This window comes from Lentzea sp. NPDC042327, from assembly GCF_040647275.1.
GTDB lineage: Bacteria > Actinomycetota > Actinomycetes > Mycobacteriales > Pseudonocardiaceae > Lentzea.
In genome coordinates this window covers 54,960-79,174 of sequence record NZ_JBEZBX010000006.1, presented here as the reverse complement: position 1 = coordinate 79,174, position 24,215 = coordinate 54,960, and the positions used below count along the sequence as shown (strand labels likewise).

The following is a 24,215-nucleotide window of genomic DNA, read 5'->3' as shown; positions in this document are numbered from 1 at the left end:
CTCCCGCGGCCGCGGGTGGTGAAATGATCGTCACCATGACCGGTGTCCGCGAACCCCGTGCAGTCGTCACCGCCGCCGACTGCGCCGATGCCCCCGACGTGCCGGGCCTGCCGGAGCGGGCGGCGCTCAGCCAGGGCGGCGCGCGGTGACGATCTCCGCCGCGGGCTACCGCGACCTCGCCAACCGCGACGTGCTCACCACGGCCGTCGTCACGGTCGCGGCGAAGCTGCCGATGTCGATGACGCCGCTGATGATGGTGTTCCTGACCAGGAACCTGCCCGGCGGCTACGTCCTCGCGGCGTCGCTGACCGCCGTCTACGTGCTCGGCGAGGTCCTCGGCGCCGGGGTGCTCGGCCTGCTGCTCGACCCGTCGCGGATGCGCGGGCAGCTCAGCGCCGGGCTGCTCGTGGGCGCGGGCGCGTTCACGACGCTCGCCCTGACCGGCAACGTGACCGTCATGGTGGTCGCGGCGTTCATCGCGGGCGCCGGGCCGTCGACGACACCGGGCGGGCTGCGCGCGATGCTGCTCGGGCTGGTGCCGGACGCGCTGGTGCCCAAGGCGATGGGCTTCGACGCCATGATCACGCAGGTGGTGTGGGCGGTGGCGCCCGCACTGGTGACGGCACTGGCGCTGGGCGTCGACCGCCGTGCGCCGGTGGTGGTGTCGGTCAGCCTGATCGTCGTCGCGGCGTGGCTGGTGTTCATCCTGCCGCGCGGGCACGTGACGTCCCGGTCGGGCACGGCGAAGGTGCGCGTGGTGGCGTCGGCGTGGCCGATCTACCTGGTGAGCGCGGCGGCGCTGGCGCAGCTGGCGGTCGCGGAGCTGGTGCTGCCGGCGTTGCTGGAGCACCGGGGGATCGGCATCGGCTGGACCGGCCCGCTGCTGACCGGGTTCGCGGCGTGCAGTGCGCTCGGGGCGGTGCTCTACGGGTTGCGGCCGTGGCCGGGATCGCTGCGCACGCAGGGGCTGGTGCTGCTCGTCGTCACGGCGACCTGCGTGGGCGCGGTGGCGTTGTTCCCGAACCTGCCCGGCATCGCGGGCGCGCTGCTCGCGGCGGGGTTGTTCCAGTCCGGTGTGCTCGTGACGCGGAGCCTCGCGTTGCGCGAACGGCTGCCGGTCGGCGCGCACGCGGCCGGGTTCTCGATGATGTACGCGGTGACCGGCGCGGGCTACGGCCTGACCGCCGTGGTGGCCGCGTGGGCGCTGGACGCCGGCTCACCGGTGTGGGCGGTGCTCGGTGGCGTCACCGTCACCCTGGTCCTGACAGCGATCAGCGCGGCTGCCGAACGCCGGCAGCCGCGCTGATCTGGGTGGGAACCCCTACCCGCGGTAGAAGTTGCCCTGGGTCTGCACGTTCAGCTCGTCCGTGCGGAACAGCTTCGCCACGAACGTGCGCGGGTCGCGCATGTCGATGACGTCGAAGCCGCGGCCCATCTCCGAAGAGTAGATGTAGCCGTTGTACCAGTACGTGGACCACGTACCGCCGCCCGCGCCGTTCGGCATCGGGCCGCGCTCGAAGAAGCCGATCTCACGCGGCTTGGTCGAGTCGGTGAAGTCCCACACCGAGATGCCGCCCTGGTACCAGGACTGCACCATGATGTCCTTGCCGGGCACCGGGATCAGCGATCCGTTGTGCGCGACGCAGTTCTCGGTGTCGCCCTGCATGCGCGGGATCTTGTAGTAGGACTTGAAGACCAGCTTGCGGTTCTTGCCCTTGCCCACGATGTCGTAGATGCCGTTGGCACCGCGGTTCGGGCCGATCTTCTCGTTGCACGTCGCGGCGCCACCGCCACCGAGCTCGTCGGTGAAGACGACCTTGGTGCCGCTGTTGTTGAACGTGGCGGAGTGCCAGAACGCGAAGTGCGCGTCGTCCTGGACCCGGTTGATCTCGACCAGCTTCTCCCGGTCGGAGATGTCCCACAGCACGCCGTCACCCATGCACGCGCCGGCCGCGAGGTCGAGCTGCGGGTAGACGGTGATGTCGTGGCAACCGGTGGTGGCCGAGGTGTAGCCGTCCTCGATGGTGCCGGGGACGCCGGGGTTGGCGCCGTCCGGGAACACGACCTGGGCCTTGAGCAGCGCGGCCGCGGCCGGGTTCTTCACCGGGACCTTGACGATCGAGATGAGGTCGTGCGGCGGCTGGCAGTCGGGGAACGTCGCGTTCGGCGAGTAGGACGAGACGTAGAGGTACACGTCCTTCTTGTTCTTGCCCGGCACCATCGTGTGGGTGTGCGAGCCGCACGCGGTCTCGACGGCGGCGACGTAGCGCGGGGCGCTCTTGTCGCTGATGTCGAAGACCTTGATGCCCTCCCACGACTCCTTGATCGTCGCCGACTGGGCGACGCTGGAGCAGGAGTTGTCGCTGCGCGACGAGTCAGTCGACAGGAACAGCAGGTTCCCGTACACCGAGATGTCGTTCTGCGAGCCGGGGCACAGCACCTGCGACTTGATCGTCGGCTTCTTCGGGTTGCGGATGTCGTAGATGACGAAGCCGTTGTAGTTGCCGACGAACGCGTAGTTGTCCTGGAACGCGATGTCGGTCTGCGTCGAGTCGAGCGGAGCCTGCTTGTCCAGGTGGGCGACCGGGACCATGTTGCGGCTGCGGGAGATCTCGTCGACACCGGGGAGGCCGTCGACCGCTTCCGCCTGCGCTTCGAGTTGAGCCTCGGTCAGACCCCTGCCGTCAGCGGGCAGGTCGGGCTCGGCGTACGCGGGCGCGGTCATCGTCGACAGCGTCAGCGCGAGCGCCCCCAGAACCGCCAACGGCGCTCTGCGCCGCCGGGCCGTTGCGCGTGAAGTCACTGCTTTACCCCCTCATCACAGGTTGGTGAGGGGGAGTATGACCCTTCGCCTTGCTAAAGGCCAGCGTCTTTCGGAGGGTTGTGGGGGTGTTCGTCCCCCTCGCGAAAAGCCGGGCAACGCCCGCCGCCGCGGACTGTATTGTCCGGTGCATGCGTTCTGGGCTCGTGGCGATCGTGGCGGCATTCGCCCTGCTGGCAGGCTGTACGTCGGAGCCGGAGCAGGCACCGGTCATCGCGCCGGACACCCCCGGCGGGTCGGCGCCGACCATCGCGGCGTCGGAGGCGACGGCCGCCGTCGTGCCGCCGCCCAACGACGCGGACCGCGAGTACGTGTCGATGATGATCGTGCACCACGAGCAGGCGCTGGCGATGACCAGGTTCGCGCCCGACCGCGCGGAGAACGCGACGGTGAAGGGCCTGGCCGACCGCATCCGGTACAGCCAGGAACCCGAGATCGGTGCCATGAAGCAGTGGCAGCGCACCAACAACATCGTCGGCTCGCACGGCGACCACGGGTCGATGCCCGGCATGGCCACGCAGGACCAGTTGACCGCGCTGGGGGCCGCACGCGGCAAGGACTTCGACCGGATGTTCCTGGAGTTGATGATCAAGCACCACGAGGGTGCGATCAAGATGGCCACCGACGTGCGCGCGGCCGGCCACAACGTCCAGGTCGAGGAGATGGCGGACGACGTGGTGGCCACGCAGTCCGACGAGATCAACCGGATGAGGGCCCTGCTGTCCACCCTGTGAGACGGTGCAGGGCTCGCTGCCCGGTCAGGACGCCTCGGTGCGCTGCCGCGGCAGCACCAGGTCCTCCGCGTGCGTGAACCGCTCGGGCTCGTTGCCCGTCACGAGACGTGCGATCGTGCGGTGGCCCTTGTGCGCCTCGCGGAACGCGTCGGAGGCGACCCAGGCGTGGAAGGCGTCCTCGGACTCGAACTCGTTGACCGAGACGTACGGCTGGTCGTCGCGCACCGGCTTGAGCAGCGTGCTGCGCAGCAGGCCGGGGACTCCGGGCAGGTGGGTGCGCATGGTGCCGCGGAAGTAGCGCTCGAACTCCTCGGACATGTCCGGGTTGACGAACATCCGGTTGGTCGCGATGAACATGCTGGCCTCCCTGATCCCGACGCTCTGTCGGGAACTATTCCAACACCCCGTCGGGAAAGCAAGCGCGATACGATCCACGGGTGCCGAGGATCAGCGCCGACACCGTTGCCGAGCACCGCGCCAACCGATTGCGCGCCCTGCTGGACGCGGGGCGCGACATCGTGGCGTCCGAGGGCGCCGAGGCGCTGACGCTCGCGTCGCTGGCCAGGCGGGTGGGCCTGTCCCGGCCGAGCCTCTACGAGTACTTCCGCTCACGCGAGGAGCTGGTCGCCGCGATCGTGTCCGACGCGCTGCCCGAGTGGGCGGACAAGCTGGACGACGCGGTCAACAGCGCGGACAGCGTGCCCGCCAAGATCGAGGCGTACGTGCGGACCGAACTCGCGATCATCACCGACGGCAGCCACGGCGCGGTCGTCGCGTTGTCCGCGCACGCGCTGCCGGACGCCTCGCGCGAGCAGATCAGGGCCGAGCACGAACGACTGCTGGCGCCGCTCGTGTCGGTGTTCAAGACCGCGGGGGTGCAGCGCGCGCAGCTGCGGGCGATGCTGGTGCACGCCATGGTCGAGGCCTCGTCGCGCATGATCACGCCGGGGCGGACCGAGCACAACGAGGCCGTCATCCAGACGTTGCTCGACCAGGCGGTGCACGGGTTGCACCAGCCGCTCAGCTGAACGGCACGACCTCGCCGTACCGCACCAGCTCCCCGTAATGCGCCGGCTCGACCGGACCCAGCGCCAGGTCGAGCAGCGGTCCGGCGGCCCGGTCCGGGGTGGGTGCGGCGCTGACGTCCCACCACAGCGCGGACGTCGGCGTGTTGATCATCCCGGGGCAGACCGCGGCGACCAGGACCCCGCGCGCCGCATCGGTGTCCCGGCGCAGGGCGGCCAGCGCCCGGACGGCGGCGACCTGGCCGATCTTCGACGGGATGTTGACGAACGCGGGCCACGCGCCGGGACGGCCCGCCTTCACGTCGTCGCGCCACCGGGCGATCTGCGCGTCGACCTCGTCCACTGTGGACGGGTCGGCGAACCGCCCGTGCAGCACGGGTGCCAGGTGGTGGAGGGTGCCGAGCGAGCTGGCGACCACGAGCAGCCGGCCGCCGTCGTTGAGCATCGGCGCGAAGGCGTTCAGCAACCTCGTGGTGCCGAAGTTGTTGACCTGCGTGTACTCGTCGATGATCGCGCGCGGGTCGTCGTCGGGGCCGATGCGCATGACGGCGTTGCCGAAGACGACGTCGATGCCGCCGTGGCGCTCCTGGACGCGTGCCGCGAACCGGTCGATCGGGCCCGCCACGTCGAGCACCTCGCCGCGGACCTCGGCCCCACCCGCGGGGACGGCCGCGACGGCGTCGGCGACCCGCGTGGCGTCGCGGCCGGTCAGGTAGACGGTGTCCCGCGGGGTCAGCCGCCGCGCCAGGCCTTCGGCGAGCGCGCGGCCGAGGCCCTGGGTGGCACCGGTGACGAGGGCGATCATGCCTTCGCCAGCAGGGTCTCGGAGTACGTCCACAGCCGGGCGGCGGCGTCCGGGTCGAGTGCGAAGCGGGCGACCCCGCGCATCGGTGGCGTCTCGTCGCGGTGGTCGGCGACGCGCGTCTCGGCGCAGTCGTCGAAGTAACGGCCGCCGATGCCCTCCAGCAACGGTGAGGTGGCCACGAAGACCGAGGTCGCCGCGCCCTGCTCGACCGTCTTGACGATGGCCGGGTCGACCTCGCTCTGACCGATGTGGCGTTGCAGGCCGGTGAGGACGGCACCGGGCATGACGGCGTTCGCGGTGATGCCGTCGGCCGCCCACCGGCGCGTCGCCTCGACCGCGAACAGGACGTTGGCGGTCTTGCTCTGGCCGTAGGCGCCCCACGGTTCGTAGGGGCGGAACGCGTAGTGGACGTCGTCGAACACCACGGGCGAGAGCATGTGGCCGCGCGAGGTGAGGGAGACGACGCGGGCGCCCCCGGCGGCCCGCAGCGCGCCGTGCAGACCGGTGGCCAGGGCGAAGTGCCCGAGGTGGTTGGTGGCGAACTGCCACTCCCAGCCCTGCTCGGTGTGCCGCTCGGGGCTCGCCATGACACCGGCGTTGTTGACCAGGACGTGCAGCGGTCCGCTCCAGCTCCGCGCGAACTCCTCGACGGACACCAGGTCGGTCAGGTCGAGGCGGGCGACCTCGGCCGCGCCGACCTCCCCGGCGACCCGCTCCCCGGCGGCGACGTTGCGCACCGCGAGGGTCACCTCGGCGCCCGCTCCGGCCAGTGCGCGGGCGGTCTCGACGCCGATGCCGGACGACGCGCCGGTCACGACGACGCGCTTGCCGGTGAGGTCGATCCCGTCGACGACCTCGGCGGCGGTGGTGCTGAACCCGAACTCCGTTTCGATCACGCCCTCGACGCTAGGCTCGGCCCAGCCATGCCGGTAGCGAAAGTTCAGCAGACGGGGTATGCGTAAAAATCATGTCTTTGGCCAATGCGTCGCTGACCGCGCTGAGGGTGTTCCGCGAGGTGGCCGAACGCGGCACGCTGACGGCGGCGGCCACCGCGCTGGGGTACACGCAGTCCGCGGTGTCCCGGCAGATCGCGACCCTGGAGCGGGCGGCCGGTGCCGTGCTGCTGGAACGGCGGCACGACGGCGTGCGGCTCACCGCGGCCGGCCGGGTCGTGCTGCGCCGGGCCGCTGCCGCCCTGGACCAGGTCGACGCGGGTGCGCGCGAGCTGGAGGGCCTGCCGGCCTCCGGCGAGAGCACGGTGCGGCTCGGCTGGTTCGCGACGGCCGGGGCGTGGCTGCTCCCGCGGGCGCTGACGGCGCTGGCGCGCACCCACCCGTCGATCACGGTGGTGACGCGGGAGGGCAGCACGCCCGCGCTGGTGCGCGCGGTGCGGGCGGGCACCCTCGACGTCGCGCTGATCGCCTCGGCGCCGCCGTTCCGGGCCCCGGACGACGAGATCCCCGCGCTGGCCGTCGACACCCTCGTCGAACGCAGCCTGCGGGTCGCCGTCCCGACCACGCACCCGTTGGCGCGCAACGACTTCATCGACGTGGCCGACCTGCACGGACAGCGCTGGATCTCCGGGCCCGGTGACCCGTCGGTGATGGGCGTGTGGCCGGGGCTGCCCGAACGGCCCGTCGTCGCGCACACCGCCCGCGACTGGCTGGCGAAGCTGCAGCTGGTCGCGGCGGGCCTCGGCATCACGACGGTGCCCGCGTCGCTGGTCCAGGTCGCGCCCGCCGGGGTGCGGGTCCTGCCCGTGCGCGGTGGGCCCGCCGAACAGCGCCGGGTGCTGCTCGCCCGGCTGCCGGGACCGGTGCCGGACCCCGTCGCGCGCCTGGCGGCCGCGGTGCGCACCGCCTTCGTGGAGACCGAGTAGCGCATCGACCGATCGGTTGATGCCGGTGCCGCCCGTCGTTCGATGATCCCCGGCGCGCGCTGCCCCATCGTGGTGGCATGGCGATCATCGAAGTGCGCGACATCGGGAAGAGGTACGGGCCGAAGGTCGCGGTGGACTCGGTGTCGTTCTCGGTGGCCGAGGGGGAGATCTTCGGCGTGCTCGGGCCGAACGGCGCGGGCAAGACGACGACGGTCGAGTGCGTGGCCGGGCTGCGGACACCGGACCGGGGGAGCGTGACCGTGCTGGGGCGGCCACCGGCGCACTCGCGTGCGGCGATCGGGGTGCAGCTGCAGGCCTCCGAGCTGCCCGAGCGAATCAGGGTCGGGGAGGCGCTGCGGCTGTTCTCGTCGTTCTACCCGAAGCCGGTCGACTGGTCGGAGCGGCTGGGGCTGACCGAGCACCTGACCGCGGAGTACGGGCGGCTCTCCGGCGGGCTGAAGCAGCGGCTGTCGATCGCGCTGGCGCTCGTCGGCGGGCCGCGGGTGGCGATCCTCGACGAGCTGACCACCGGGCTCGACCCGCAGGCGCGGCGGGACACGTGGTCGGTGATCGAGGACGTGCGCGCCGCCGGCGTGACGGTCCTGCTCGTCACGCACTTCATGGAGGAAGCCGAGCGGTTGTGCGACCGCGTGGCCGTGATCCGCGACGGACGCGTTGCCGCACTGGACACCCCGGCCGGTCTCGTGTCGCGCGTGGACGGTTCGACGCGGGTGCGGTTCGTGCCCTCGGCGCCGGTGGACGTGCCGGCGCTGCTGGCGTTGCCGGACGTGGCCGGGGTGGACCTGGCGGGGGAGCAGGTGGTGGTCACCGGCGGCGAGAACGTGCTGGCGGCCGTGACGTCGTGGCTGGCGCGCAACCAGCTCGTGGCGCGGCGGCTGCGGGTGGACCAGGTGTCGCTGGACGACGCGTACGTGGAGCTGACCGGGGGTCGTGATGATGCGGATCGTTGAGGTCGAGGCGCGGTTGTTCCTGCGGGACCGGCTGAACTCGTTGTTCGCGGTGGTGTTCCCGTCGCTGCTGCTGCTCGTGCTGGGGGCGGTTCCGGCGTTGCGGACGCCCGCCCCCGAGTTCGACGGGATGCGGTTCATCGACGCGTACATGTCGTCGTTGGTCGTGTTCACCTTGGCGTTCATCGGGTTGCAGCGCGTGCCCACGGTCGTGGCGACCTATCGGGAGAAAGGCGTGCTGCGGCGGCTGTCCACGACGCCGATGCACCCGGCGCGGTTGCTGGTGGGGCAGCTGGTCGTGAACTCCTGCGCCGCGATCCTGTCGGTGCTGCTGACCACACTGGTGGGACATCTGGTGTTCGGCGTGGACCTGCCGCACCACCCGGTGGGCCTGGCGGCGGCGGTGGTGCTGGGTGGCGCGGGCACGTTCGCGCTGGGACTGGTGATCGCCGCACTGGCCCCGAACGCGCGTGCGGCCGGTGGCTGGGCGACGGCGGTGTTCATGCTGCTGATGTTCTTCGGCGGCGTGTACCTGCCGCGGTTCATGCTGCCCCCGGTCGTGCAGGCGATCGGTTCCTTCACACCGCCCGGTGTGGAGGCGTTGCACCAGGCGTGGCTCGGCACCGCGCCGGGGTGGGGGCATTTGGTGATCATGGGGCTCGTGGGCCTCGTGGCGGGTAGCGTCGCGGCCACGACGTTCCGCTGGGAGTAGCTCGTGGACCAGGCCGCGCTGGACAGGTGGGAGCACAGGCTCGCTTCCGTCGCACACGTGATCCCGTACTTCGTGCTGACCGTGACAACCGCGCTGTACGCGATCTTCACCGAGCAGCCGGTGGCGGAGCGCTGGTTCACGTACGGCGTCGTGGCGTTCGGGTACGCGTGGATGCTGTGGTGGTTCACGCTGCACCCGCAGTGGCGCGGCCGGACCGAGCTGATGGCCGTGTTCGTGGCGGGCATGGTCGTCTTCTACGCGGTCCTCGGCATGCGCGAGCACTGGTTCGGCGCCGTGTCGTACGCGGTGTACGTCTTCGCGAGCGAGCTGCTGCGCCCGCGCTGGATGTTCCTCGCGACGGCGGGCACGGCCGTGCTGGCGACCCTGTCGTTGTTCGGCGGCTACCCGCCACCGGAGGCGCGACCGGCGTTCTGGTTGCTGCTGCTCGTGTTCGTGGTGGTGGCGTCCGTGTTCACGTTCGTCGGCCACGTGACGACCGAGCAGGCCCGGCTGCGCAAGGTGCTCCTCGACGAGAACTCCGGGCTGCAGGCGCAGCTGCTGGTGCAGGCGCACGAGGCCGGCGTGCAGGACGAACGCCAGCGCATGGCCGGCGAGATCCACGACACCCTGGCCCAGGACCTGGCCGGGATCGTCACGCAGCTGTCCGCGGCCACCCCCGCGGACTGGGAACACCGCGTCACGACGGCGGTGTCGCTGGCGCGCTCCGGCCTCGACGAGGCCCGCCGCTCCGTCCACGCCCTGCGCCCGCCCGCGCTGGAGGAGGCCGCCCTGCCGGAGGCGCTGGGCGAGGTCGCGTCCGGCTGGTCGGTCCTGCACGGCGTCCCGGTGGCGGTGACCTGCACCGGTTCCGCCCGCGCCATGCACCCCGAGGTGGAGGTCGCCCTGCTGCGCACCGCCCAGGAAGCCCTCGCCAACGTCGCGAAGCACGCCTCGGCCTCGCGCGTCGGCCTGACCCTGTCGTACATGGAGGACGTGGTGACCCTGGACGTGCGCGACGACGGCATCGGCTTCGACCTCGCGGAGCCCTCCGCGGGGTTCGGCCTGACGGCGATGCGGCACCGGGTGTCGCGGCTGTCGGGCGACCTCGACGTGGAGTCGGAACCGGGTGCCGGTACCGCGATCTCGGCGCGGGTGCCCGCGTGATCCGCCTCGTCATCGTCGACGACCACCCCGTCGTCCGCGACGGGTTGCGCGGCATGCTGGCCTCGCCGTCGTTCGAGGTGGTCGGCGAGGCCGCGTCGGGGGACGAGGCCGTCGCCGTGGTGCGCGCGCTCTCGCCCGACGTGGTGCTGATGGACCTGCGGATGCCCGGTTCCGACGGGCTGTCCGCCATCGAACGCCTCCGCGGCCACCCCTGCCGCATCCTGGTGCTCACCACCTACGACACCGACCGCGACGTGCTGCCCGCCATCAAGGCGGGCGCCACCGGCTACCTGCTCAAGGACACCCCGCGCGACGAGCTGCACCGGGCGGTCGTGGCGGCGTCGGCGGGGGAGGCGGTGCTGTCGCCGGCGGTGGCGACGCGGTTGCTGGGGCAGGTGCGGGAGCCGGCGTCGGAGGCGTTGTCGGCGCGGGAGCTCGACGTGCTGGGCCTGGTCGCGCGCGGGTCGACGAACCGGGCGGTGGCGGCGGCGCTGTTCATCTCCGAGGCGACGGTGAAGACGCACCTGCTGCACGTCTACGCGAAGCTGGGGGTGTCGGACCGCGCGGCCGCTGTCGCCGTGGCGTACGAACGAGGGCTGCTGAGCAGCCGCGGGCGCTGACGCGGCGGCGAGCCGTCGCGGGTGCGGCCGGAAGGAGGTCGAGCGGTGGTGCCGGGTCTGGGTGGTGGTCAGACCCGGTCGAGCAGCGGCGTCGCCGTCCCCCCGCGGCGGGACCACCGTCGGTGGTCCCGCCGCCTGCGGCAACTCCCCCTTGCCACTCCCTCACCCCTCGACGTGTAAGAAGGCTCGCCAGTCGCCGAGATACGAGATGTCCTCGATGTCACCCGATCGGAGCAACGGGTCGACGACCGCGTCGCGCAGCACGGTGGCCAGGGCGGCGCTGCCGTCCTCCAGCTCGATGACGCCGATCTCCAGCTCCGGCGGTTCCGCGGGGACGAGGTGGTCGCGCAGGACCTTCAGCGGCAGGTCGTAGAGCTCACCGACCACCGCCGCCGTGCCCGACTCGTGCATGGCGGGGAACGTCCCCCGCACCGAGAAGTACCGGTACCTCGGGGCACTGCGGGCTCGGCACACCATCGGCGTGCCCTGCAGCTGGGAGTGCAGCGGGCCGCCCCGCATGCCGCCGCCGTTGAGGAAGATCAGTGCCATCTCGCTCCTCGTGGATCGGGGTGGTCAGGTCGGACAGGGGCGCGCCGGTGCCGCCGTGGCGCAGGGCCACCAGCTCGGCCGCGATGGACACCGCGGTCTCGGCCGGGGTGCGGCCGCCCAGGTCGAGACCGACCGGGGACCGCAGGCGGGCCAGCGCCGCAGCGGGAACACCGGCCTCGCGCAGGCGGTCGAGGCGTTCCAGGTGCGTGCGGCGGGAACCCAGCGCGCCGACGAACGCGAGCGGGCGGGACAGGGCCTCGGTCAGCACCGGGACGTCGAACTTCGGGTCGTGGGTCAGCACGACCACGGCGGTGGTCGCGTCGGTGCGGGTCGAGGCGAGGTAGCGGTGCGGCCAGTCGACGACGACCTCGTGCGCCGCGGGGAAGCGCTCGGGGGTCGCGAAGACGGGGCGGGCGTCGCACACGGTGACGTGGAAGCCGAGGAACCGGCCGATCTCGGCCACGGCGGCGGCGTGGTCGATGGCGCCGAACACCAGCAGCCGGGGCGGCGGCAGCCAGGTCTCGGTGAACACGCGGTCCTCGAACGAGAACCGCACCGACACCGGCAGGGCGTCCACCGAGGCCTGGAGCGCTGCCCGCAACGACGGGTTGTCGCGCTGCACCAGGACGTCCAGCGAGCCGCCGCACGTCAGACCGGCCGCGAACGCCGTGTCGTCGGAGTACCCGAACGTGGCGAACGCGGGAACGGACGTCCTCAGCACCTCGCACGCCAGCTCGTAGACCTCGGCCTCCACGCAGCCGCCGGACACGCTGCCGGCGACCTCACCGGACGGGCCGACGGCCAGCGCGGCGCCGACCGGACGGGGCGCGCTGCCCCGCACGGCCACCACCGAGGCGACCGCGAACCGGTCCCACGACAGCAAAGTCGAAGCGAGCTCACGCATCGAACCTCCCCACACGGTCGCTCGGCCGCCCGAGCGTCACTTGCCGGTGATCACGTCCACGCCGAAGTACACGGCGAACATCAGCGCGAGACCGGTCATCAGCCAGCCCGGCCAGCGGCCCTTGCAGATGCGCAGCACCACGTAGGACACGAGGCCGGCGCCGATGCCGTTGGTGATCGAGTAGGTGAACGGGATGACCGCGACGGTCAGGAACACCGGGATGGTGAAGTCCGCCTCCTGCCAGGGGATGCGGCGGATCTGGGTCATCATCAGCCCGCCGATCACCACCAGCGCCGGTGCCGCGGCCTGGGCGGGCACCACGGTCGCCAGCGGCGTGAACAGCAGTGCCACCAGGAACAGCCCGCCGGTGACCACCGAGGCCAGGCCGGTCCGGGCGCCTTCGCCGACGCCCGCCGCCGACTCCAGGAACACCGTGTTCGGTGCCGATCCCGTGACACCACCGGCGATCGCGCCGGCGCCGTCGACCACGAGGATCCTGCCCATTCCCTCCACGCGGCCGTCACGGGTGAGGCCCGCCTCGTCCGCCACCGACGTGATGGTGCCCATGGCGTCGAAGAAACCGGACAGCACCAGCGTGAACAGGAAGATCGTCGCCGCGATCACGCCCGCCGACACGAACCCGCCGAACAGGTCGATCCGGCCGAACAGCCCGAAGTCCGGGTGCCCGACGACCGACGAGGGCAGCCTCGGTGTCACGAGTCCCCAGTTCGGCACGGTGAACGCGGAGTTCACGACGACCGCCACGACCGTCGCCACCACGATGCTGATCAGCACCGCGCCGGGCACCCCGCGGGCCATCAGCACGATCATCAGCAGCAGCCCGAGGCAGAAGATCGCGATCGGCCAGCCGCTGAGGTGGCCGTCGACGCCCATCCGCACGGGCACGGTCGAGCCGGCGGCGTCCGGCGTGCGGGTCACGAACCCCGCGGACACCAGTCCCACCAGCGCGATGTAGAGCCCGATGCCCACGGTGATCGCGATCTTCAACGGTTCCGGGATCGCGTTGATGATCCGCTCGCGGACACCGGAGGCCGCCATGACCACGATGCACACGCCCTCCAGCACCACCAGCCCGAAGGCCTGCGCCCACGTCATGGCCGGTGCCATCTGGAACGCCACCACGCCGTTCACGCCGAGGCCGGCCGCGATCGCCAGCGGTGCGTTGCCGACCAGTCCCATGAGGACGGTCATCACACCGGCGGCGAGCGCGGTGGCCGTGGTGATCTCGGCGGTGGTGAGCTTGGCGCCGGTGATGTCGGCGGAGGCACCGAGGATCAGCGGGTTGAGCAGGACGATGTACGACATCGCGACGAACGTCGTGATGCCACCGCGGACCTCGCGACTGACCGTGCTGCCGCGTTCGGTGATGCGGAAGAACTGGTCGAAGGCGGACGACTGCCGCGTCCGTAACTGGGTCATGACGGCCTTTCCCATGCCGGTGGGCGCGTTCCAGCGCCGGAACGCAATTGAGCGATGCAAGCTCCGGTCAGCGAATAGCAGGCTTGTGGCCCTGGTGGTCGAGCTCAGTAGTCGATTCGGGTCGCGAGTGACGTCCAGGCGGTGAACGGGGCGGTGTCCTCGCCCGTGGAGATCTGGTGCACCGGCAGGTCCCACTCGTCGCGGGACCTGCTGAACAGCTCGTAGAACTCGCGGTCGTCGAACCCGGCCGCGGCGGCGTCGTCCCGGTCAGCGGCGTACACGACGCGGTCCACGCGGGCCCACAGAGCAGCGGACAGGCACAGCGGGCACGGTTCGCACGAGGAGATCAGCGTGCAGCCGGTGAGCTTGAAGTCGCCGAGCACCCGGCAGGCCGCGCGGATCGCGACGACCTCGGCGTGGGCGGTGGGGTCGAGCGTGGGCGTGACCTGGTTGACGCCGGTGGCGACGACCTGGCCGGCGCGGACGATCATCGCGCCGAACGGGCCACCGCCGGCGGCCACGTTGCGGGTGGCCAGGTCGATGGTGGCGAGCAGATGTGCGTTCACAGCAACGAACTCCAGGAACTCAGGTACCGGTGAGGTGTTCCGGGCGGACCGGGACGCGGGTGAGCGCCAGGCCGGTCGCCGCGCGGATCGCCGCCACGATCGCCGGGGTCGACGAGATGGTGGGCGGTTCGCCGACTCCCCGGATGCCGTACGGGGCGTGGGGGTCGGCCAGTTCGAGCACGTCAATGCTCATCGGGGGCATGTCGAGCACGGTCGGGATGAGGTAGTCGGTGAACGACGGGTTGCGCACCTTGCCGCCGGAGGTCTGGATCTCCTCCATCACGGCGAGGCCGAGGCCCTGCGCGGACCCGCCCTGGATCTGCCCGACGACGGCCTGCGGGTTGAGCGCCTTGCCGACGTCCTGGGCGCAGTCCAGTGCCACCACGCGCACGAGTCCGAGCTCGACGTCCACGTCCACGACGGCGCGGTGGGCGGCGAACCCGTACTGCACGTGCGCGTTGCCCTGGCCGGTCTCGGGGTCGAGCGGTTCGGTGGCGCGGTGCCGCCACTCGACCGTCTCGTCGATGACCTCGTCGCCGATGTCCGCGCGGTCGCCGAGCCTGTCGCGCACGGCCAGGCACGCGGCACGGACCGCGCCCCCGGTCACGTACGTCTGGCGGGACGCGGACGTGGAACCGCCGTTGCCGATCGTGGTGTCCATCGGCAGCACGGTCACGGTCTCGATGCCGAGCTCGGTCCGCACGATCTGCTGCATGATCGTCACCAGGCCCTGGCCGACCTCGCACGCCGCGGTGTGCACGGCGGCGACCAGCGAACCGTTCACCATCGAGACGCGCACCCGCGCGGTCGAGTAGTCGTCGTAGCCCTCGGAGAAGCAGATGTTCTTGATGCCGACGGCGTAACCGACGCCGCGCACGACGCCCTCGCCGTGCGTGGTGTTCGAGACACCGCCGGGCAGCTCGCGGATGTCGGCCGACCTCCCGGCCGGCAACGGCTTGTCCTGCACCAGCTTCAGCAGCTGCGCGACCGGTGCCGCCGAGTCGACGACCTGCCCGGTCGGCATCACCGAACCCTCGGTCATCGCGTTGCGCACGCGGATGTCGACCGGCGACATCCCCAGCGCCTCGGCCAGTTTGTCCATCTGGGACTCGTAGGCGAAACCCGCCTGCACGGCACCGAACCCGCGCATCGCACCGCAGGGCGGGTTGTTCGTGTAGACGCCGTACGCGTCGACCGTCACGTTGTCGACCTCGTACGGCCCGACGCCCAGCGTCGCCGCGTTGGCCACGACAGCGGGGGTCGAGGAGGCGTACGCGCCGCCGTCGAGGTACATCTTCGTGCGGACGTAGACCAGCTTGCCGGTGCGGTCGGCGCCGTGCTCGTAGTACAGCACGGCCGGGTGCCGGTGCACGTGCCCGTAGAACGACTCCTCGCGGTTGTAGACCATCTTGACCGGCTTGCCGGTGTGCAACGCGAGCAGGCACGCGTGCACCTGCATCGACAGGTCCTCGCGGCCACCGAACGCGCCACCGACGCCGGACAGCGTCAGCCGCACCTGTTCCTCGGGCAGTCCCAGCGCGGACGCGATCTGCGCGCGGTCGACGTGCAGCCACTGCGTCGCGATGTACAGGTCGACCGAGCCGTCGGTCGCCGGCACCGCGAGCCCGGACTCCGGCCCGAGGAACGCCTGGTCCTGCATGCCGACCTCGTACCGGCCGGTGACCACGACGTCCGCGGTGACGTCCTGCGCGCCGCGCCGGATCGGCACGTGCCGCACGAGGTTCCCGCCGGGGTGCAGCGGGGTGTCGTCGACCGCGGTCTCCATGTCCACCACGGGTGCCAGCACGTCGTAGGTGACGACGATCTTCTTCATCGCCCGCAGCGCGGTCTCCGGGTGGTCCGCGCCGACCAGCGCGACCGGTTCACCCTGGTAGCGCACGACGTCCACGGCCAGCACCGGCTGGTCCTTGTGCTCCAGCCCGTACAGGTTGCGGCCCGGCACGTCCGAGTGCGTGAGCACCGCGTACACGCCCGGCACCTTCAAGGCCTCGGTGAGGTCCACCGACGTGATGCGGGCGTACGGGTGCGGTGAGCGCAGGGTCGCGCCCCAGATCATGTCCTCGTGCCACAGGTCCGACGCGTACGCGAACTCGCCGCGCACCTTGAGGTTGCCGTCCGGGCGTTGCGGTGACGTGCCGATGCCACCCGAGACCGCGGAGGTGAGCTCAGTGGGGGTGAGGGTCATCGCGCTGCCTCCTGGAGCTTGGTGCCGGCCGCGGAGAGGTCCCGCGCCAGCTCGTCGGTCGACGCCGTGAGCAGGACCCCGTCCCGCACCACGACCTCTCCGCCCACGACCAGCAGTTTCACCGGCGGCGGCGGGCCCAGCACCAGTGCCGCCACCGGGTCCGCGATGCCCGCGTGGTCCAGTCCGGACAGGTCCCACACCGCGAGGTCCGCCACCTTGCCCGGTTCGATCGAACCCAGCGCGCCGGCCCTGCCGAGCACCTGCGCGCCGCCCATCGTGCCCATCCACAACGCCTTGCGGGCGTCGAGCGCACCCGGCCCGCCGCGCTGCCGTGCCTGGTAGAGCGCCGACCGCAGCTCGACGACCAGGCCACCGTCCTCGTTGGACGCCGCGCCGTCGACCCCGAGACCGACCGACGCACCCGCGTCGAGCAGGTCCCGCACCGGCGCGATCCCGGTGCCCAGCCGGCCGTTGGACGTCGGGCAGTGCGCCGACCCCGTCGAGGTCGCGCCCAGCCGCTTCACCGCGTCGGCGTCGAGGTGCACGGTGTGCGCGAGCCACACGTCCGGTCCCAGCCAGCCGAGCTGCTCGGCGTACTCGGTCGGCGTGCAGCCGTTCTCCGCCAGGCACTGCTCTTCCTCGTCCAGCGTCTCGGCGAGGTGCGTGTGCAGCCGGACGCCGTGCCGCCGAGCCAGCGCGGCCGCCCCGGTCATCAGCTCCTTGGACACCGAGAACGGCGAGCACGGCCCCACGGCCACGCGGACCAGCGCGTCGTCCGCGGTCGAGTGGTAGGCGCCGATCGCGCGTTCCGTGGCGGCCAACGCGGCCTCGGTCTCCTCGACCAGGTTGTCCGGCGGCAGGCCACCGGAGGACTCGCCCCGGTCCATCGACCCGCGGACCGCCTCCAGCCGGATGCCGATCCGCCGCCCCGCCGACACCAGCGCGTCGAACACGTCCCCGCCACCGGAGGGGAAGACGTAGTGGTGGTCGGCGGCGAGCGTGCAGCCGGTCAGCGCCAGCTTCGCGAGCCCGGCCGACGCCGCCGCGTGCGTCACGGTGTCGTCCAGCCCGCGCCACACCGGGTAGAGCGCGGTCAGCCACTCGAACAGCGTCGCGTCGGTCGCGAGGCCCCGCGTCGCCCACTGGTACAGGTGGTGGTGGGTGTTGATCAGACCCGGTGTGACCAGGCACGACGACGCGTCTACGTACGTGTGCGGCTCAGCCGGCCGTGGTGCGGGACCGGAGCCGACGGCCTTGATCCGCCCGTTCTCGACGACGACGTGCCCGGACGCGTGCTCGGTCCCGGCCTCGTCCACAGTGGACACCGCGCAGCGGTCCAGGACGATCATCGGCGGGCCGCCGCGAGCCGCACGGCGTCCAGGATCTTCTCGTACCCCGTGCAGCGGCACAGGTTCCCGGCCAGCGCCTCCCGGATCTCCGGGTCGGACGGGTTCGGCACCCGGTCGAGCAGGTCGTGCGCCTGGACCACGAGACCGGGCGTGCAGAACCCGCACTGCACCGCGCCCGCCTCGACGAACGCCTCCTGCACCGGGTCGAGCCGGTCACCGTCGGCGAGGCCCTCGACCGTGCGCACCTCCCGGTCCTGCGCCTGTCCGGCCGCGACCAGGCACGCGCACACCGGCGCGCCGTCCAGGTACACCGTGCACGAACCGCACTCACCCTGCTCGCAGGCGTTCTTCGAGCCGGGCAGCCCGAGGCGCTCGCGCAGCAGGAACAGCAGCGACTCGCCCTCCCACACGTCGTCGGCCTGGCGCTGCTCGCCGTTGACCGTCAGGTTCACGCGCATGCCTGTTCCCCGTCCAAGAGTTCCTGCCACACCCAGCCCAGCGTCCTGCGTGCCAGCACGGCCAGCGCGTGCCTGCGGTACTCCGCCGACCCGCGCACGTCGTCGATCGGCGCGGCCGCCGTCGCCACCAGCTCCCCGAACCGCCGCTTCACCGAGTCCAGCAGCGGCGCCGGAGAGGAGAAGTCCAGCTCGGCGGCCAGGAACTCCTCCGCCTCGTGCGCCCGCCGCGGTGTCGGCGCCGCCGACCCGACCGCGGCGCCGGCCCGGTTCTCCGCCGGGAACAGCGAGATCGCGAACGAGCACACCGCGATCACCATGGCGTTGCGCGTGCCGACCTTGGAGAACTGCTGCGGCCCCTGCGCGGGTGCCAGGTGCACGGCCACGATCAGCTCGTCCGGCTCCAGCGCGTTCCGCTTGACCCCCAGGTAGAACTCGGTGGCCGGGATCATCCGCGTGCCGCGTGCGGAGGCCACCTCGACCACCGCGTCCGACGCCAGCAGCACCGGGTGCGTGTCCCCGGCGGGCGAGGCGGCGCCCAGGTTGCCGCCGACCGTGCCGCGGTTGCGGATCTGCGGCGAACCGACGGTCCGCGACGCCATCGCGAGCCCGGGGTGCGTGGTCCCGAGCTCGTCGATGATCCGCGCGTACGGCACCCCGGAGCCGATCCGCGCCTCGGTGACCGTGCGCAGCTCCTCGACGCGCGTCAGGTCGAGCAGCGCGGCCGGTCTGCGGTGGTCGAAGTTCAGTTCCACCATCACGTCCGTGCCACCGGCGATCGGCACGGCGTCGGGGCGCGCGGCCTTCAGTTCCAGCGCTTCGGCGAGCGTGGCCGGTCGGAGGAAGTCCATCGTCAGCTACCTCGGTAGGTGGAGTAGGCGAACGGCGAGAGGAGCAGCGGCACGTGGTAGTGCTGCGCCGGGTCGGAGTAGTCGAACGTGAGCACGACCTCGGGGAAGAACGGCGCGGCCTGCGCCGTGTCGAACACCAGCCGGTACACCCCGGCCTCCAGGCCGTCACCCCACCCGGTGACCCGGCCGTCCGCGTTCGTCTCGGCGGCGGCCACCTCGGTCCCGTCTCGGCGCTGCAGCGACACGGCGATGCCGGCGAACGGCCTTCCGCGGGCCGCGTCCAGCACGTGCGTGGAGATCGTCACTCGCCCTCCCCTCCGGTTGTGAGCCAGTACACAGACTCAGTGGTACAGGCAGCTACGGCGTGGCACATGAATCCGAGGACTCCTGGAGGTAACGAATTTGTGCTTTCCTACAAACCCGGATGGACGAGAGTGACACCCCATGTTGCTGCTGCGGACGTTGCTCGGCATGACGGAACTGCGGCTGAGCCTGCGGACCGGTGCGGACCAGCTCGACCGCGCGGTCACCCGCGTGTACGGAACGGAGCTGCCCGACCCCAGCCGGTACCTCTCCGGCGGTGAGCTGGTGCTGTCCGGGCTGCTGTGGCACCACGGCCCGCGCGACTCCGAGACGTTCGTCCGCTCACTGGCCGCCGCGGACGTCGCCGGCCTCGCCGCCAGCGAGACCGAGGACAGGCAGCTGCCCGCCGACCTCGTGACCGCCTGCGAACGCCACCGCGTGCCGTTGCTGGAGGTCCCCGTCGACCTGTCGTTCGCGACGATCACCGAACGCGTGTCGACGGAGCTCGTCGGCCTGAGCCGCCACCGGCGCCTGCTGAACGTCGTCGCGGAGGGCGCCGGGCTGCCCGCACTGCTGGCCGCGGGCAGCCACGAGCTCCGCGCCCGCTGCTGGGTGCTGTCCACGACCGGCCGGGTCGTCGCGGGCGGCGAGCTGCCGGACCGGGTGGCGCTGGTGAAGGAGTTCCTGCAGGCCGACCGGTTGCCGAAGGCGGTCAGGGGCACCACGCTCGTGCCCGTCTCCGAACGCGGCGGCACCCGGCTCACCAGCTGGATCCTCGTCGTCGCCGGCGAACCGCAGCCGGAGGCCGCCGCCGAGCTCGCCTCGCTCGTCGCACTCGAACGCCTGCGCCAGGCCCAGGGCCGCCGGATCGAGAACCGCACCGCGGCACCGCTGCTGACCGCCGTGCTCACCGGCGCACCCGACCTCGACTCCCGCCTCGCCGCCGCCGGTCTGGAGAACACCCCGCTGCGCGTCCTGTGCGCGGTCACCGGGGACCAGCGCGCCGACCTCGCCGCCGCCGTGCTGGAGGAGGCGCTGCCGCAGGCGCTCGTCACCCCGGTCGGCGACACCGTCTACGCCGTCGCGAAAGCCGATGACTCGGTGCCCGCCGAGGTGCGCGAGGCGCTGAGGGTCGTGGAACCCGGCCTCGGCTCGTCCCGCGTGCTCGTCGGCATCAGCTCCCCGGTCACCGCACGAGGCCTGCGCGGCGCGGCCGAGGAGGCGACCCACGCCCGCCGGCTCGGCGAACGGCGCGGCGGCCGCACGTGCGTGGTGGCGGGCGAGGAGATCGCCCTGCACCAGCTGCTGCTCGCCGGGGTGCCCGAGGAGCTGCGGTCCTCGTTGCGGCGCAGGCTCCTCGGCCCGGTGCTCGACTACGACGCCGAGCACGGGTCCGACCTGGCCGGGACGCTGCGGGTGTTCCTCGGCTGCGGCGGTTCGTGGACGACGGCGGCGCAGAAGCTGCACGTGCACGTCAACACGCTGCGGTACCGGGTGGGCCGGGTGGAGGAGCTGCTCGGCGTCGACCTGACCGAGTTCGAGTCCCGCGTAGACCTGTTCCTGGCACTGCAAACGCACTAGAACCCGTGTGGCGTTGTCAGTCTGACGGCTGATCCCGGTCGAGCCTTCAGGCTGATGCCGCCGGACACCCGCGTTTCCTACCGTTCCCGGACATGAGGATCGTCGTGGTCGCCGTGCTGGTGCTGATGAGCGGCTGCTCGGCCACCACCGACGCCCGGCTGGTCGTGGAGGGGACGGGAACCGCCGACCAGCTCACGTACATGTTCCCCGGCGAGGACGAGCGGACCCTCAAGAACCCGGACGTGCCGTGGCAGCGCAGGGGAGCGCGCAAGGGCCGGTTCGTGGTGCGGCTGGAGGGCGTGCGGGGCGAGCTGACCTGCAAGATCATCATCAACGGCCGCCAGGTCAAGACCGCGACCTCCGCCTCCGGCGCCGCGCTCGCGTGCGATCACTCGATGGCCGTCTGATGTAAGCGGTGCGAAAGACCGTAGCTTCACCTACTCGGGGAGGTTACCGGTGATGAGTGACGTTGTGGCTGGTAGGAACGCTGCCGGCGAGGTTCGTTCCCGCGGTTCGCACGGCATTCCGGCGCAGTTGCGGCCACCGGCGCCGCCGAAGCACTTCGTCGGGCGCGCGGGAGAACTCGAACAGTTGCGGCCCAACGGGGTGACGGTCATCAGCGGCCCTGCCGGCGTGGGCAAGACCGCGCTGGCCCTGAAGTGGCTGCGCGACCGCGGCAGCGGCGACCAGCTGCACGTCGACCTGACCGTGCGCGAACCGGTCGAGGTCCGGCTCGGCCGCCTGCTGCGCGCACTGCGGCTCACCCACGTCGACCGCGCCGACCGCGCGGCGGCGTTCCGGTCGATCGTGCTGCGGCAGAGGATCACCCTGCTGCTGGACAACGCGAGCAGTGCCGAGCAGGTGCGGCCGTTCCTGCCCGCCCGCGGCACGGTCCTCGTGACGAGCCGCGCACCGCTGGACCTCGACGCGCCCGTGGTCGAGCTCGATCCGCTGACCGACGAGGACGGCAGCCTCCCGCCCCTGCTCGACCTGTCCTACGTGGAGCTCCCGGAACGGCAGGCCCGCCTGTACCGGCTGTGCGCGTGGCACCCCGGCGCCCACTTCGACGTGCCCGAGGCGGCGGCGATCGCCGGCGAGTCCGAGTGCGACGTCGAGGACGCGCTGGACGACCTCGTCGAGAAGGCATTGCTGACCGAAGTGGGCGACGACGCGTTCCGCTTCCATGACCTCGTGCGTGCCCATGCGCGCGCAAAACGCCATGCGAGTTAAATGTCTTTCCGCGTGATCTAACGGCATTGCTCATCAGTGAAGGAACAGGTCGGCCATTTAACGGTTGTCCACAGCGGGTGGCCCATTCGGGAATCCGATTCGGTCTTATCCTTCGCGGCATGCCGAAGGATTTCCGGGCCACGACCCTCGAACGCGCCATCGGCCGGCGCCTGGCAGGGTGGCGGGACGAGCGGCAGCTCAGCCTGACCGAGGCCGGGCAGCGGGTGGGCTTCAGCAGCGCCAAGCTGTCGATGATGGAGAACGCCGTGCAGCCCTCCGCGGTGCTCGACATCATGGCGCTCGGATACGTGTACCAACTGCCGTCCGAGGAATGGCAGGCCGTGGTGCGACAGGCGCAGTATGCGGAACAGGTGCGCGCGCTCGACAATGCGCCGTTGTTCGACCCGGCCGCCGACTTCGCGAATCTTGTGTTCGAGGCAACGGTGTTGCGGACGTTCACGACGGACCTCGTCCCGCCCCTGTTCCAGCTCGCCGACTACGCGAGGGCCGTGCTGCACCACGACCCGCCGCGCGCCGAGCACCAGGCGGCGGCGCGGGAGGCGTGGACGAGCCGCGTCGGTGGCCGCGACCCGTTGCGGGTGCAGGCGGTCCTCGCCGAACCGGTGCTGCGGCCCGTGGTCGGCGGCCCGCGGGTGATGAAGGCGCAGCTGCTGCACCTGATGGAGCTGAGCGAGCTGGACGGGGTGTCGCTGCGGATCGTGCCGCACAGCGCGGGCGCACACCCGGCGATGGGCACGCCGTTCACGTTGCTCAGCTTCGCGCACCGCCAGCACAACGACGTGGCGTACTTCGAGACGTTCGTCCAGGGGACGTACGTCGAGGACCCCGTGCAGACCGAGGGGTGTGCGCGGCGGTTCGGGGCGGTGAGCGACCTCGCGCTGGGGGAGGGCGAGTCGCTGGAGCTGATCGCGGAGGCGGCGGCGGAGCTGTGAAGCACGCCCCACCAGCGGTGATGTCGGGTTGCTGAGAAAAGTCCGGATCAGCTGCTGACCTGCGACAGGATCGGGACGCACCCCACCCCGACTCCAGGAGGCGGCATGTACCGCAGATTCGGTGTCCTGTTCGCGGCGGTTCTGGGCGTCACGCTCACCGCTGCCGCGCCGGCCACCGCAGACGCGTCCGGGCAGCACGGGCGGTTCCCGGCGGAGTTCTCCCTGCCCGCCGGGTGGCAGCCCGAGGGCATCGCGATCGCCGGGACCACCGCCTACTTCGGTTCGCGGGCCGACGGCTCCATCTACGCGGCCGACCTGCGGACCGGCAAGGGCGCGGTGCTGGCCAAGGGACCCGGCACGCCCTCGCTCGGCATGAAGGTCGACGAGCACAAACGGCTGTGGGTCGCGGGCGGTGCCGGTGGCGACGCACGGGTCTATGACACGCGCACCGGTGCGCTGCTGGCGAAGTTCCAGTTCGCCACCGCGGACACGTTCGTCAACGACGTCATACTCACGGACAAGTCGGCGTGGTTCACCGACTCGCGCAAGGCGGTGCTGTACCAGGTGCCGCTGAGCCTCACGCCGCACTCGACGCTCGACCTCACCGGTGACCTCGTCGTCACCCCCGGCGCGACGAACCTGAACGGCATCGTGACCGGACTCGACGGCGGCCTGATCGTCGTCCAGAGCAACACCGGAATGCTGTTCCGCGTCGACCCGCGCACCGGTAAGACCACCGGCATCGATTTGAACGGTCAAACACTCACCAATGGTGACGGTCTGTTGCGTGAGGGACGTCAGTTGTACGTGGTGCAAAACCGCTTGAACAAAGTCGCGCGCTACACGCTCAGCCGTGATGGCGCGACGCTGGCCGCGGAACGAACTGACGCGCGGTTCGACGTGCCGACCACGGTGGCCGCGTTCGGAAAGCGCCTGTACCTGCCGAACGCCCGGTTCACGACCCCGCCCACGCCGGAGACCACCTACGACGTGGTCTCCGTGACCCGTCCGTAGAACTAGGCCGTCCGGGGGTTCTCGCAGGGCAAGAACCCCCGGACTGGGTGTTGCGGCAGTCACCTGACTGGGTAGCCTGCTGACCG

General features: G+C 71.6%; 27 protein-coding genes. 14 read left to right on the top strand and 13 right to left on the bottom strand.

From position 1 onward, the window contains the following. Positions 1 to 23: 23 nt before the first annotated feature. Complete coding sequence (locus tag AB0A63_RS17245) at positions 24 to 149, top strand: hypothetical protein (RefSeq protein ID WP_360391742.1); 126 nt, start codon at positions 24 to 26, stop codon at positions 147 to 149. Next, positions 146 to 1,306 (top strand): MFS transporter, encoded by a 1,161-nt coding sequence (locus tag AB0A63_RS17240; RefSeq protein WP_360391739.1) that lies wholly within the window; start codon positions 146 to 148, stop codon positions 1,304 to 1,306. Before AB0A63_RS17245 ends, AB0A63_RS17240 begins: the two co-directional genes overlap by 4 nt. A gap of 15 nt (positions 1,307 to 1,321) precedes the next feature. Here the strand turns inward: AB0A63_RS17240 and AB0A63_RS17235 are convergent, their stop codons facing one another. Continuing rightward, on the bottom strand, positions 1,322 to 2,593 hold the full coding sequence (locus tag AB0A63_RS17235) for a hypothetical protein (protein ID WP_360392669.1): 1,272 nt from the start codon (positions 2,591 to 2,593) through the stop codon (positions 1,322 to 1,324). Between the two features lie 359 nt (positions 2,594 to 2,952). Here AB0A63_RS17235 and AB0A63_RS17230 point away from each other — a divergent pair, with 359 nt between their 5' ends. Next, the gene (locus tag AB0A63_RS17230; RefSeq protein WP_360391736.1) at positions 2,953 to 3,555 is read left to right on the top strand and encodes a DUF305 domain-containing protein; all 603 of its coding nucleotides are present in this window, start codon (positions 2,953 to 2,955) and stop codon (positions 3,553 to 3,555) included. 24 nt (positions 3,556 to 3,579) lie between these two features. On the opposite strand, the gene AB0A63_RS17225 is transcribed toward AB0A63_RS17230, so the two are convergent. Further along, positions 3,580 to 3,912, bottom strand: a complete 333-nt coding sequence (locus AB0A63_RS17225; RefSeq protein ID WP_360391734.1) for an antibiotic biosynthesis monooxygenase — start codon at positions 3,910 to 3,912, stop codon at positions 3,580 to 3,582. An 80-nt stretch (positions 3,913 to 3,992) separates the two neighbouring features. Between AB0A63_RS17225 and AB0A63_RS17220 the strand changes: the two genes are divergently transcribed. Further along, positions 3,993 to 4,583, top strand: a complete 591-nt coding sequence (locus AB0A63_RS17220; RefSeq protein ID WP_360391732.1) for a helix-turn-helix domain-containing protein — start codon at positions 3,993 to 3,995, stop codon at positions 4,581 to 4,583. On the opposite strand, the gene AB0A63_RS17215 is transcribed toward AB0A63_RS17220, so the two are convergent. Together AB0A63_RS17215 and AB0A63_RS17210 are read right to left on the bottom strand one after the other, a co-directional pair. After that, entirely contained in the window at positions 4,576 to 5,385 is an 810-nt protein-coding gene (locus AB0A63_RS17215; protein WP_360391729.1) for an SDR family NAD(P)-dependent oxidoreductase, read from the bottom strand. The two genes, AB0A63_RS17220 and AB0A63_RS17215, sit on opposite strands and share 8 nt — an antisense overlap. Next, a complete protein-coding gene (locus AB0A63_RS17210; RefSeq protein ID WP_360391727.1) occupies positions 5,382 to 6,281 on the bottom strand; it encodes an SDR family NAD(P)-dependent oxidoreductase in 900 nt (299 codons plus the stop codon). The genes AB0A63_RS17215 and AB0A63_RS17210 overlap by 4 nt, the downstream gene beginning before the upstream one ends. A 71-nt stretch (positions 6,282 to 6,352) precedes the next feature. Between AB0A63_RS17210 and AB0A63_RS17205 the strand changes: the two genes are divergently transcribed. The 5 genes from AB0A63_RS17205 (at position 6,353) to AB0A63_RS17185 (ending at position 10,728) form a co-directional block, all read left to right on the top strand. Further along, on the top strand, positions 6,353 to 7,264 hold the full coding sequence (locus tag AB0A63_RS17205) for a LysR family transcriptional regulator (protein WP_360391724.1): 912 nt from the start codon (positions 6,353 to 6,355) through the stop codon (positions 7,262 to 7,264). A gap of 77 nt (positions 7,265 to 7,341) precedes the next feature. Further along, entirely contained in the window at positions 7,342 to 8,235 is an 894-nt protein-coding gene (locus AB0A63_RS17200; protein ID WP_360391722.1) for an ABC transporter ATP-binding protein, read from the top strand. Then, positions 8,219 to 8,944 (top strand): ABC transporter permease, encoded by a 726-nt coding sequence (locus AB0A63_RS17195; RefSeq protein WP_360391720.1) that lies wholly within the window; start codon positions 8,219 to 8,221, stop codon positions 8,942 to 8,944. The genes AB0A63_RS17200 and AB0A63_RS17195 overlap by 17 nt, the downstream gene beginning before the upstream one ends. Before the next feature lie 3 nt (positions 8,945 to 8,947). Further along, the gene (locus AB0A63_RS17190; protein ID WP_360391717.1) at positions 8,948 to 10,108 is read left to right on the top strand and encodes a sensor histidine kinase; all 1,161 of its coding nucleotides are present in this window, start codon (positions 8,948 to 8,950) and stop codon (positions 10,106 to 10,108) included. Further along, positions 10,105 to 10,728, top strand: a complete 624-nt coding sequence (locus AB0A63_RS17185; protein ID WP_360391714.1) for a response regulator transcription factor — start codon at positions 10,105 to 10,107, stop codon at positions 10,726 to 10,728. Before AB0A63_RS17190 ends, AB0A63_RS17185 begins: the two co-directional genes overlap by 4 nt. A 162-nt stretch (positions 10,729 to 10,890) precedes the next feature. Here AB0A63_RS17185 and AB0A63_RS17180 read toward each other — a convergent pair whose 3' ends face one another. The 9 genes from AB0A63_RS17180 to uraH form a co-directional block, all read right to left on the bottom strand. Beyond that, entirely contained in the window at positions 10,891 to 11,139 is a 249-nt protein-coding gene (locus tag AB0A63_RS17180; RefSeq protein ID WP_360391711.1) for a hypothetical protein, read from the bottom strand. Further along, positions 11,105 to 12,181: an XdhC/CoxI family protein gene (locus AB0A63_RS17175; RefSeq protein ID WP_360391709.1), complete on the bottom strand. Its 1,077-nt coding sequence runs from the start codon at positions 12,179 to 12,181 to the stop codon at positions 11,105 to 11,107. Before AB0A63_RS17175 ends, AB0A63_RS17180 begins: the two co-directional genes overlap by 35 nt. Positions 12,182 to 12,217: 36 nt before the next feature. Continuing rightward, positions 12,218 to 13,621 carry an NCS2 family permease gene (locus tag AB0A63_RS17170; protein ID WP_360391706.1) on the bottom strand — a complete coding sequence of 468 codons (1,404 nt, stop codon included), beginning with the start codon at positions 13,619 to 13,621 and terminating at the stop codon, positions 12,218 to 12,220. 104 nt (positions 13,622 to 13,725) lie between these two features. Continuing rightward, positions 13,726 to 14,187 (bottom strand): nucleoside deaminase, encoded by a 462-nt coding sequence (locus tag AB0A63_RS17165; RefSeq protein ID WP_360391703.1) that lies wholly within the window; start codon positions 14,185 to 14,187, stop codon positions 13,726 to 13,728. Between the two features lie 19 nt (positions 14,188 to 14,206). Then, a complete protein-coding gene (locus AB0A63_RS17160; protein ID WP_360391700.1) occupies positions 14,207 to 16,393 on the bottom strand; it encodes a molybdopterin cofactor-binding domain-containing protein in 2,187 nt (728 codons plus the stop codon). Next, positions 16,390 to 17,742: an 8-oxoguanine deaminase gene (locus AB0A63_RS17155; protein WP_360391696.1), complete on the bottom strand. Its 1,353-nt coding sequence runs from the start codon at positions 17,740 to 17,742 to the stop codon at positions 16,390 to 16,392. The genes AB0A63_RS17160 and AB0A63_RS17155 overlap by 4 nt, the downstream gene beginning before the upstream one ends. After that, complete coding sequence (locus AB0A63_RS17150; protein ID WP_360391693.1) at positions 17,739 to 18,200, bottom strand: (2Fe-2S)-binding protein; 462 nt, start codon at positions 18,198 to 18,200, stop codon at positions 17,739 to 17,741. Before AB0A63_RS17150 ends, AB0A63_RS17155 begins: the two co-directional genes overlap by 4 nt. After that, entirely contained in the window at positions 18,191 to 19,048 is an 858-nt protein-coding gene (locus AB0A63_RS17145) for an FAD binding domain-containing protein (protein WP_360391690.1), read from the bottom strand. The genes AB0A63_RS17150 and AB0A63_RS17145 overlap by 10 nt, the downstream gene beginning before the upstream one ends. Positions 19,049 to 19,050: 2 nt before the next feature. Continuing rightward, positions 19,051 to 19,353: a hydroxyisourate hydrolase gene (gene uraH, locus AB0A63_RS17140; protein ID WP_360391687.1), complete on the bottom strand. Its 303-nt coding sequence runs from the start codon at positions 19,351 to 19,353 to the stop codon at positions 19,051 to 19,053. A gap of 139 nt (positions 19,354 to 19,492) precedes the next feature. On the opposite strand from uraH, the gene AB0A63_RS17135 reads away from it, so the two are divergent. The 5 genes from AB0A63_RS17135 to AB0A63_RS17115 all read left to right on the top strand — a co-directional run bounded on the left by AB0A63_RS17135 (position 19,493) and on the right by AB0A63_RS17115 (position 24,129). Continuing rightward, positions 19,493 to 20,932 carry a PucR family transcriptional regulator gene (locus tag AB0A63_RS17135; protein WP_360391685.1) on the top strand — a complete coding sequence of 480 codons (1,440 nt, stop codon included), beginning with the start codon at positions 19,493 to 19,495 and terminating at the stop codon, positions 20,930 to 20,932. Between the two features lie 92 nt (positions 20,933 to 21,024). Beyond that, positions 21,025 to 21,339 carry a hypothetical protein gene (locus AB0A63_RS17130; RefSeq protein ID WP_360391682.1) on the top strand — a complete coding sequence of 105 codons (315 nt, stop codon included), beginning with the start codon at positions 21,025 to 21,027 and terminating at the stop codon, positions 21,337 to 21,339. Positions 21,340 to 21,391: 52 nt separating this feature from the next. After that, complete coding sequence (locus tag AB0A63_RS17125) at positions 21,392 to 22,162, top strand: hypothetical protein (protein ID WP_360391679.1); 771 nt, start codon at positions 21,392 to 21,394, stop codon at positions 22,160 to 22,162. A 119-nt stretch (positions 22,163 to 22,281) separates the two neighbouring features. Continuing rightward, complete coding sequence (locus tag AB0A63_RS17120; RefSeq protein ID WP_360391676.1) at positions 22,282 to 23,115, top strand: helix-turn-helix transcriptional regulator; 834 nt, start codon at positions 22,282 to 22,284, stop codon at positions 23,113 to 23,115. A 105-nt stretch (positions 23,116 to 23,220) separates the two neighbouring features. After that, positions 23,221 to 24,129 (top strand): superoxide dismutase, encoded by a 909-nt coding sequence (locus AB0A63_RS17115; protein ID WP_360391673.1) that lies wholly within the window; start codon positions 23,221 to 23,223, stop codon positions 24,127 to 24,129. Positions 24,130 to 24,215: the final 86 nt, after the last annotated feature.

Bases quoted from the DNA above. Each gene is read 5' to 3' on its own strand.
- AB0A63_RS17150 (WP_360391693.1), bottom strand. From the start codon at position 18,200: ATGCGCGTGAACCTGACGGTCAACGGCGAGCAGCGCCAGGCCGACGAC.
- AB0A63_RS17125 (WP_360391679.1), top strand. From the start codon at position 21,392: ATGAGTGACGTTGTGGCTGGTAGGAACGCTGCCGGCGAGGTTCGTTCC.
- AB0A63_RS17135 (WP_360391685.1), top strand. From the start codon at position 19,493: ATGTTGCTGCTGCGGACGTTGCTCGGCATGACGGAACTGCGGCTGAGC.
- AB0A63_RS17145 (WP_360391690.1), bottom strand. From the start codon at position 19,048: ATGGACTTCCTCCGACCGGCCACGCTCGCCGAAGCGCTGGAACTGAAG.
- AB0A63_RS17230 (WP_360391736.1), top strand. From the start codon at position 2,953: ATGCGTTCTGGGCTCGTGGCGATCGTGGCGGCATTCGCCCTGCTGGCA.
- AB0A63_RS17205 (WP_360391724.1), top strand. From the start codon at position 6,353: ATGTCTTTGGCCAATGCGTCGCTGACCGCGCTGAGGGTGTTCCGCGAG.
- AB0A63_RS17120 (WP_360391676.1), top strand. From the start codon at position 22,282: ATGCCGAAGGATTTCCGGGCCACGACCCTCGAACGCGCCATCGGCCGG.
- AB0A63_RS17215 (WP_360391729.1), bottom strand. From the start codon at position 5,385: ATGATCGCCCTCGTCACCGGTGCCACCCAGGGCCTCGGCCGCGCGCTC.
- AB0A63_RS17200 (WP_360391722.1), top strand. From the start codon at position 7,342: ATGGCGATCATCGAAGTGCGCGACATCGGGAAGAGGTACGGGCCGAAG.
- AB0A63_RS17180 (WP_360391711.1), bottom strand. From the start codon at position 11,139: ATGCACGAGTCGGGCACGGCGGCGGTGGTCGGTGAGCTCTACGACCTG.
- AB0A63_RS17155 (WP_360391696.1), bottom strand. From the start codon at position 17,742: ATGATCGTCCTGGACCGCTGCGCGGTGTCCACTGTGGACGAGGCCGGG.
- AB0A63_RS17160 (WP_360391700.1), bottom strand. From the start codon at position 16,393: ATGACCCTCACCCCCACTGAGCTCACCTCCGCGGTCTCGGGTGGCATC.
- AB0A63_RS17235 (WP_360392669.1), bottom strand. From the start codon at position 2,593: ATGGTCCCGGTCGCCCACCTGGACAAGCAGGCTCCGCTCGACTCGACG.
- AB0A63_RS17115 (WP_360391673.1), top strand. From the start codon at position 23,221: ATGTACCGCAGATTCGGTGTCCTGTTCGCGGCGGTTCTGGGCGTCACG.
- AB0A63_RS17175 (WP_360391709.1), bottom strand. From the start codon at position 12,181: ATGCGTGAGCTCGCTTCGACTTTGCTGTCGTGGGACCGGTTCGCGGTC.
- AB0A63_RS17225 (WP_360391734.1), bottom strand. From the start codon at position 3,912: ATGTTCATCGCGACCAACCGGATGTTCGTCAACCCGGACATGTCCGAG.
- AB0A63_RS17170 (WP_360391706.1), bottom strand. From the start codon at position 13,621: ATGACCCAGTTACGGACGCGGCAGTCGTCCGCCTTCGACCAGTTCTTC.
- AB0A63_RS17245 (WP_360391742.1), top strand. From the start codon at position 24: ATGATCGTCACCATGACCGGTGTCCGCGAACCCCGTGCAGTCGTCACC.
- AB0A63_RS17195 (WP_360391720.1), top strand. From the start codon at position 8,219: ATGATGCGGATCGTTGAGGTCGAGGCGCGGTTGTTCCTGCGGGACCGG.
- AB0A63_RS17130 (WP_360391682.1), top strand. From the start codon at position 21,025: ATGAGGATCGTCGTGGTCGCCGTGCTGGTGCTGATGAGCGGCTGCTCG.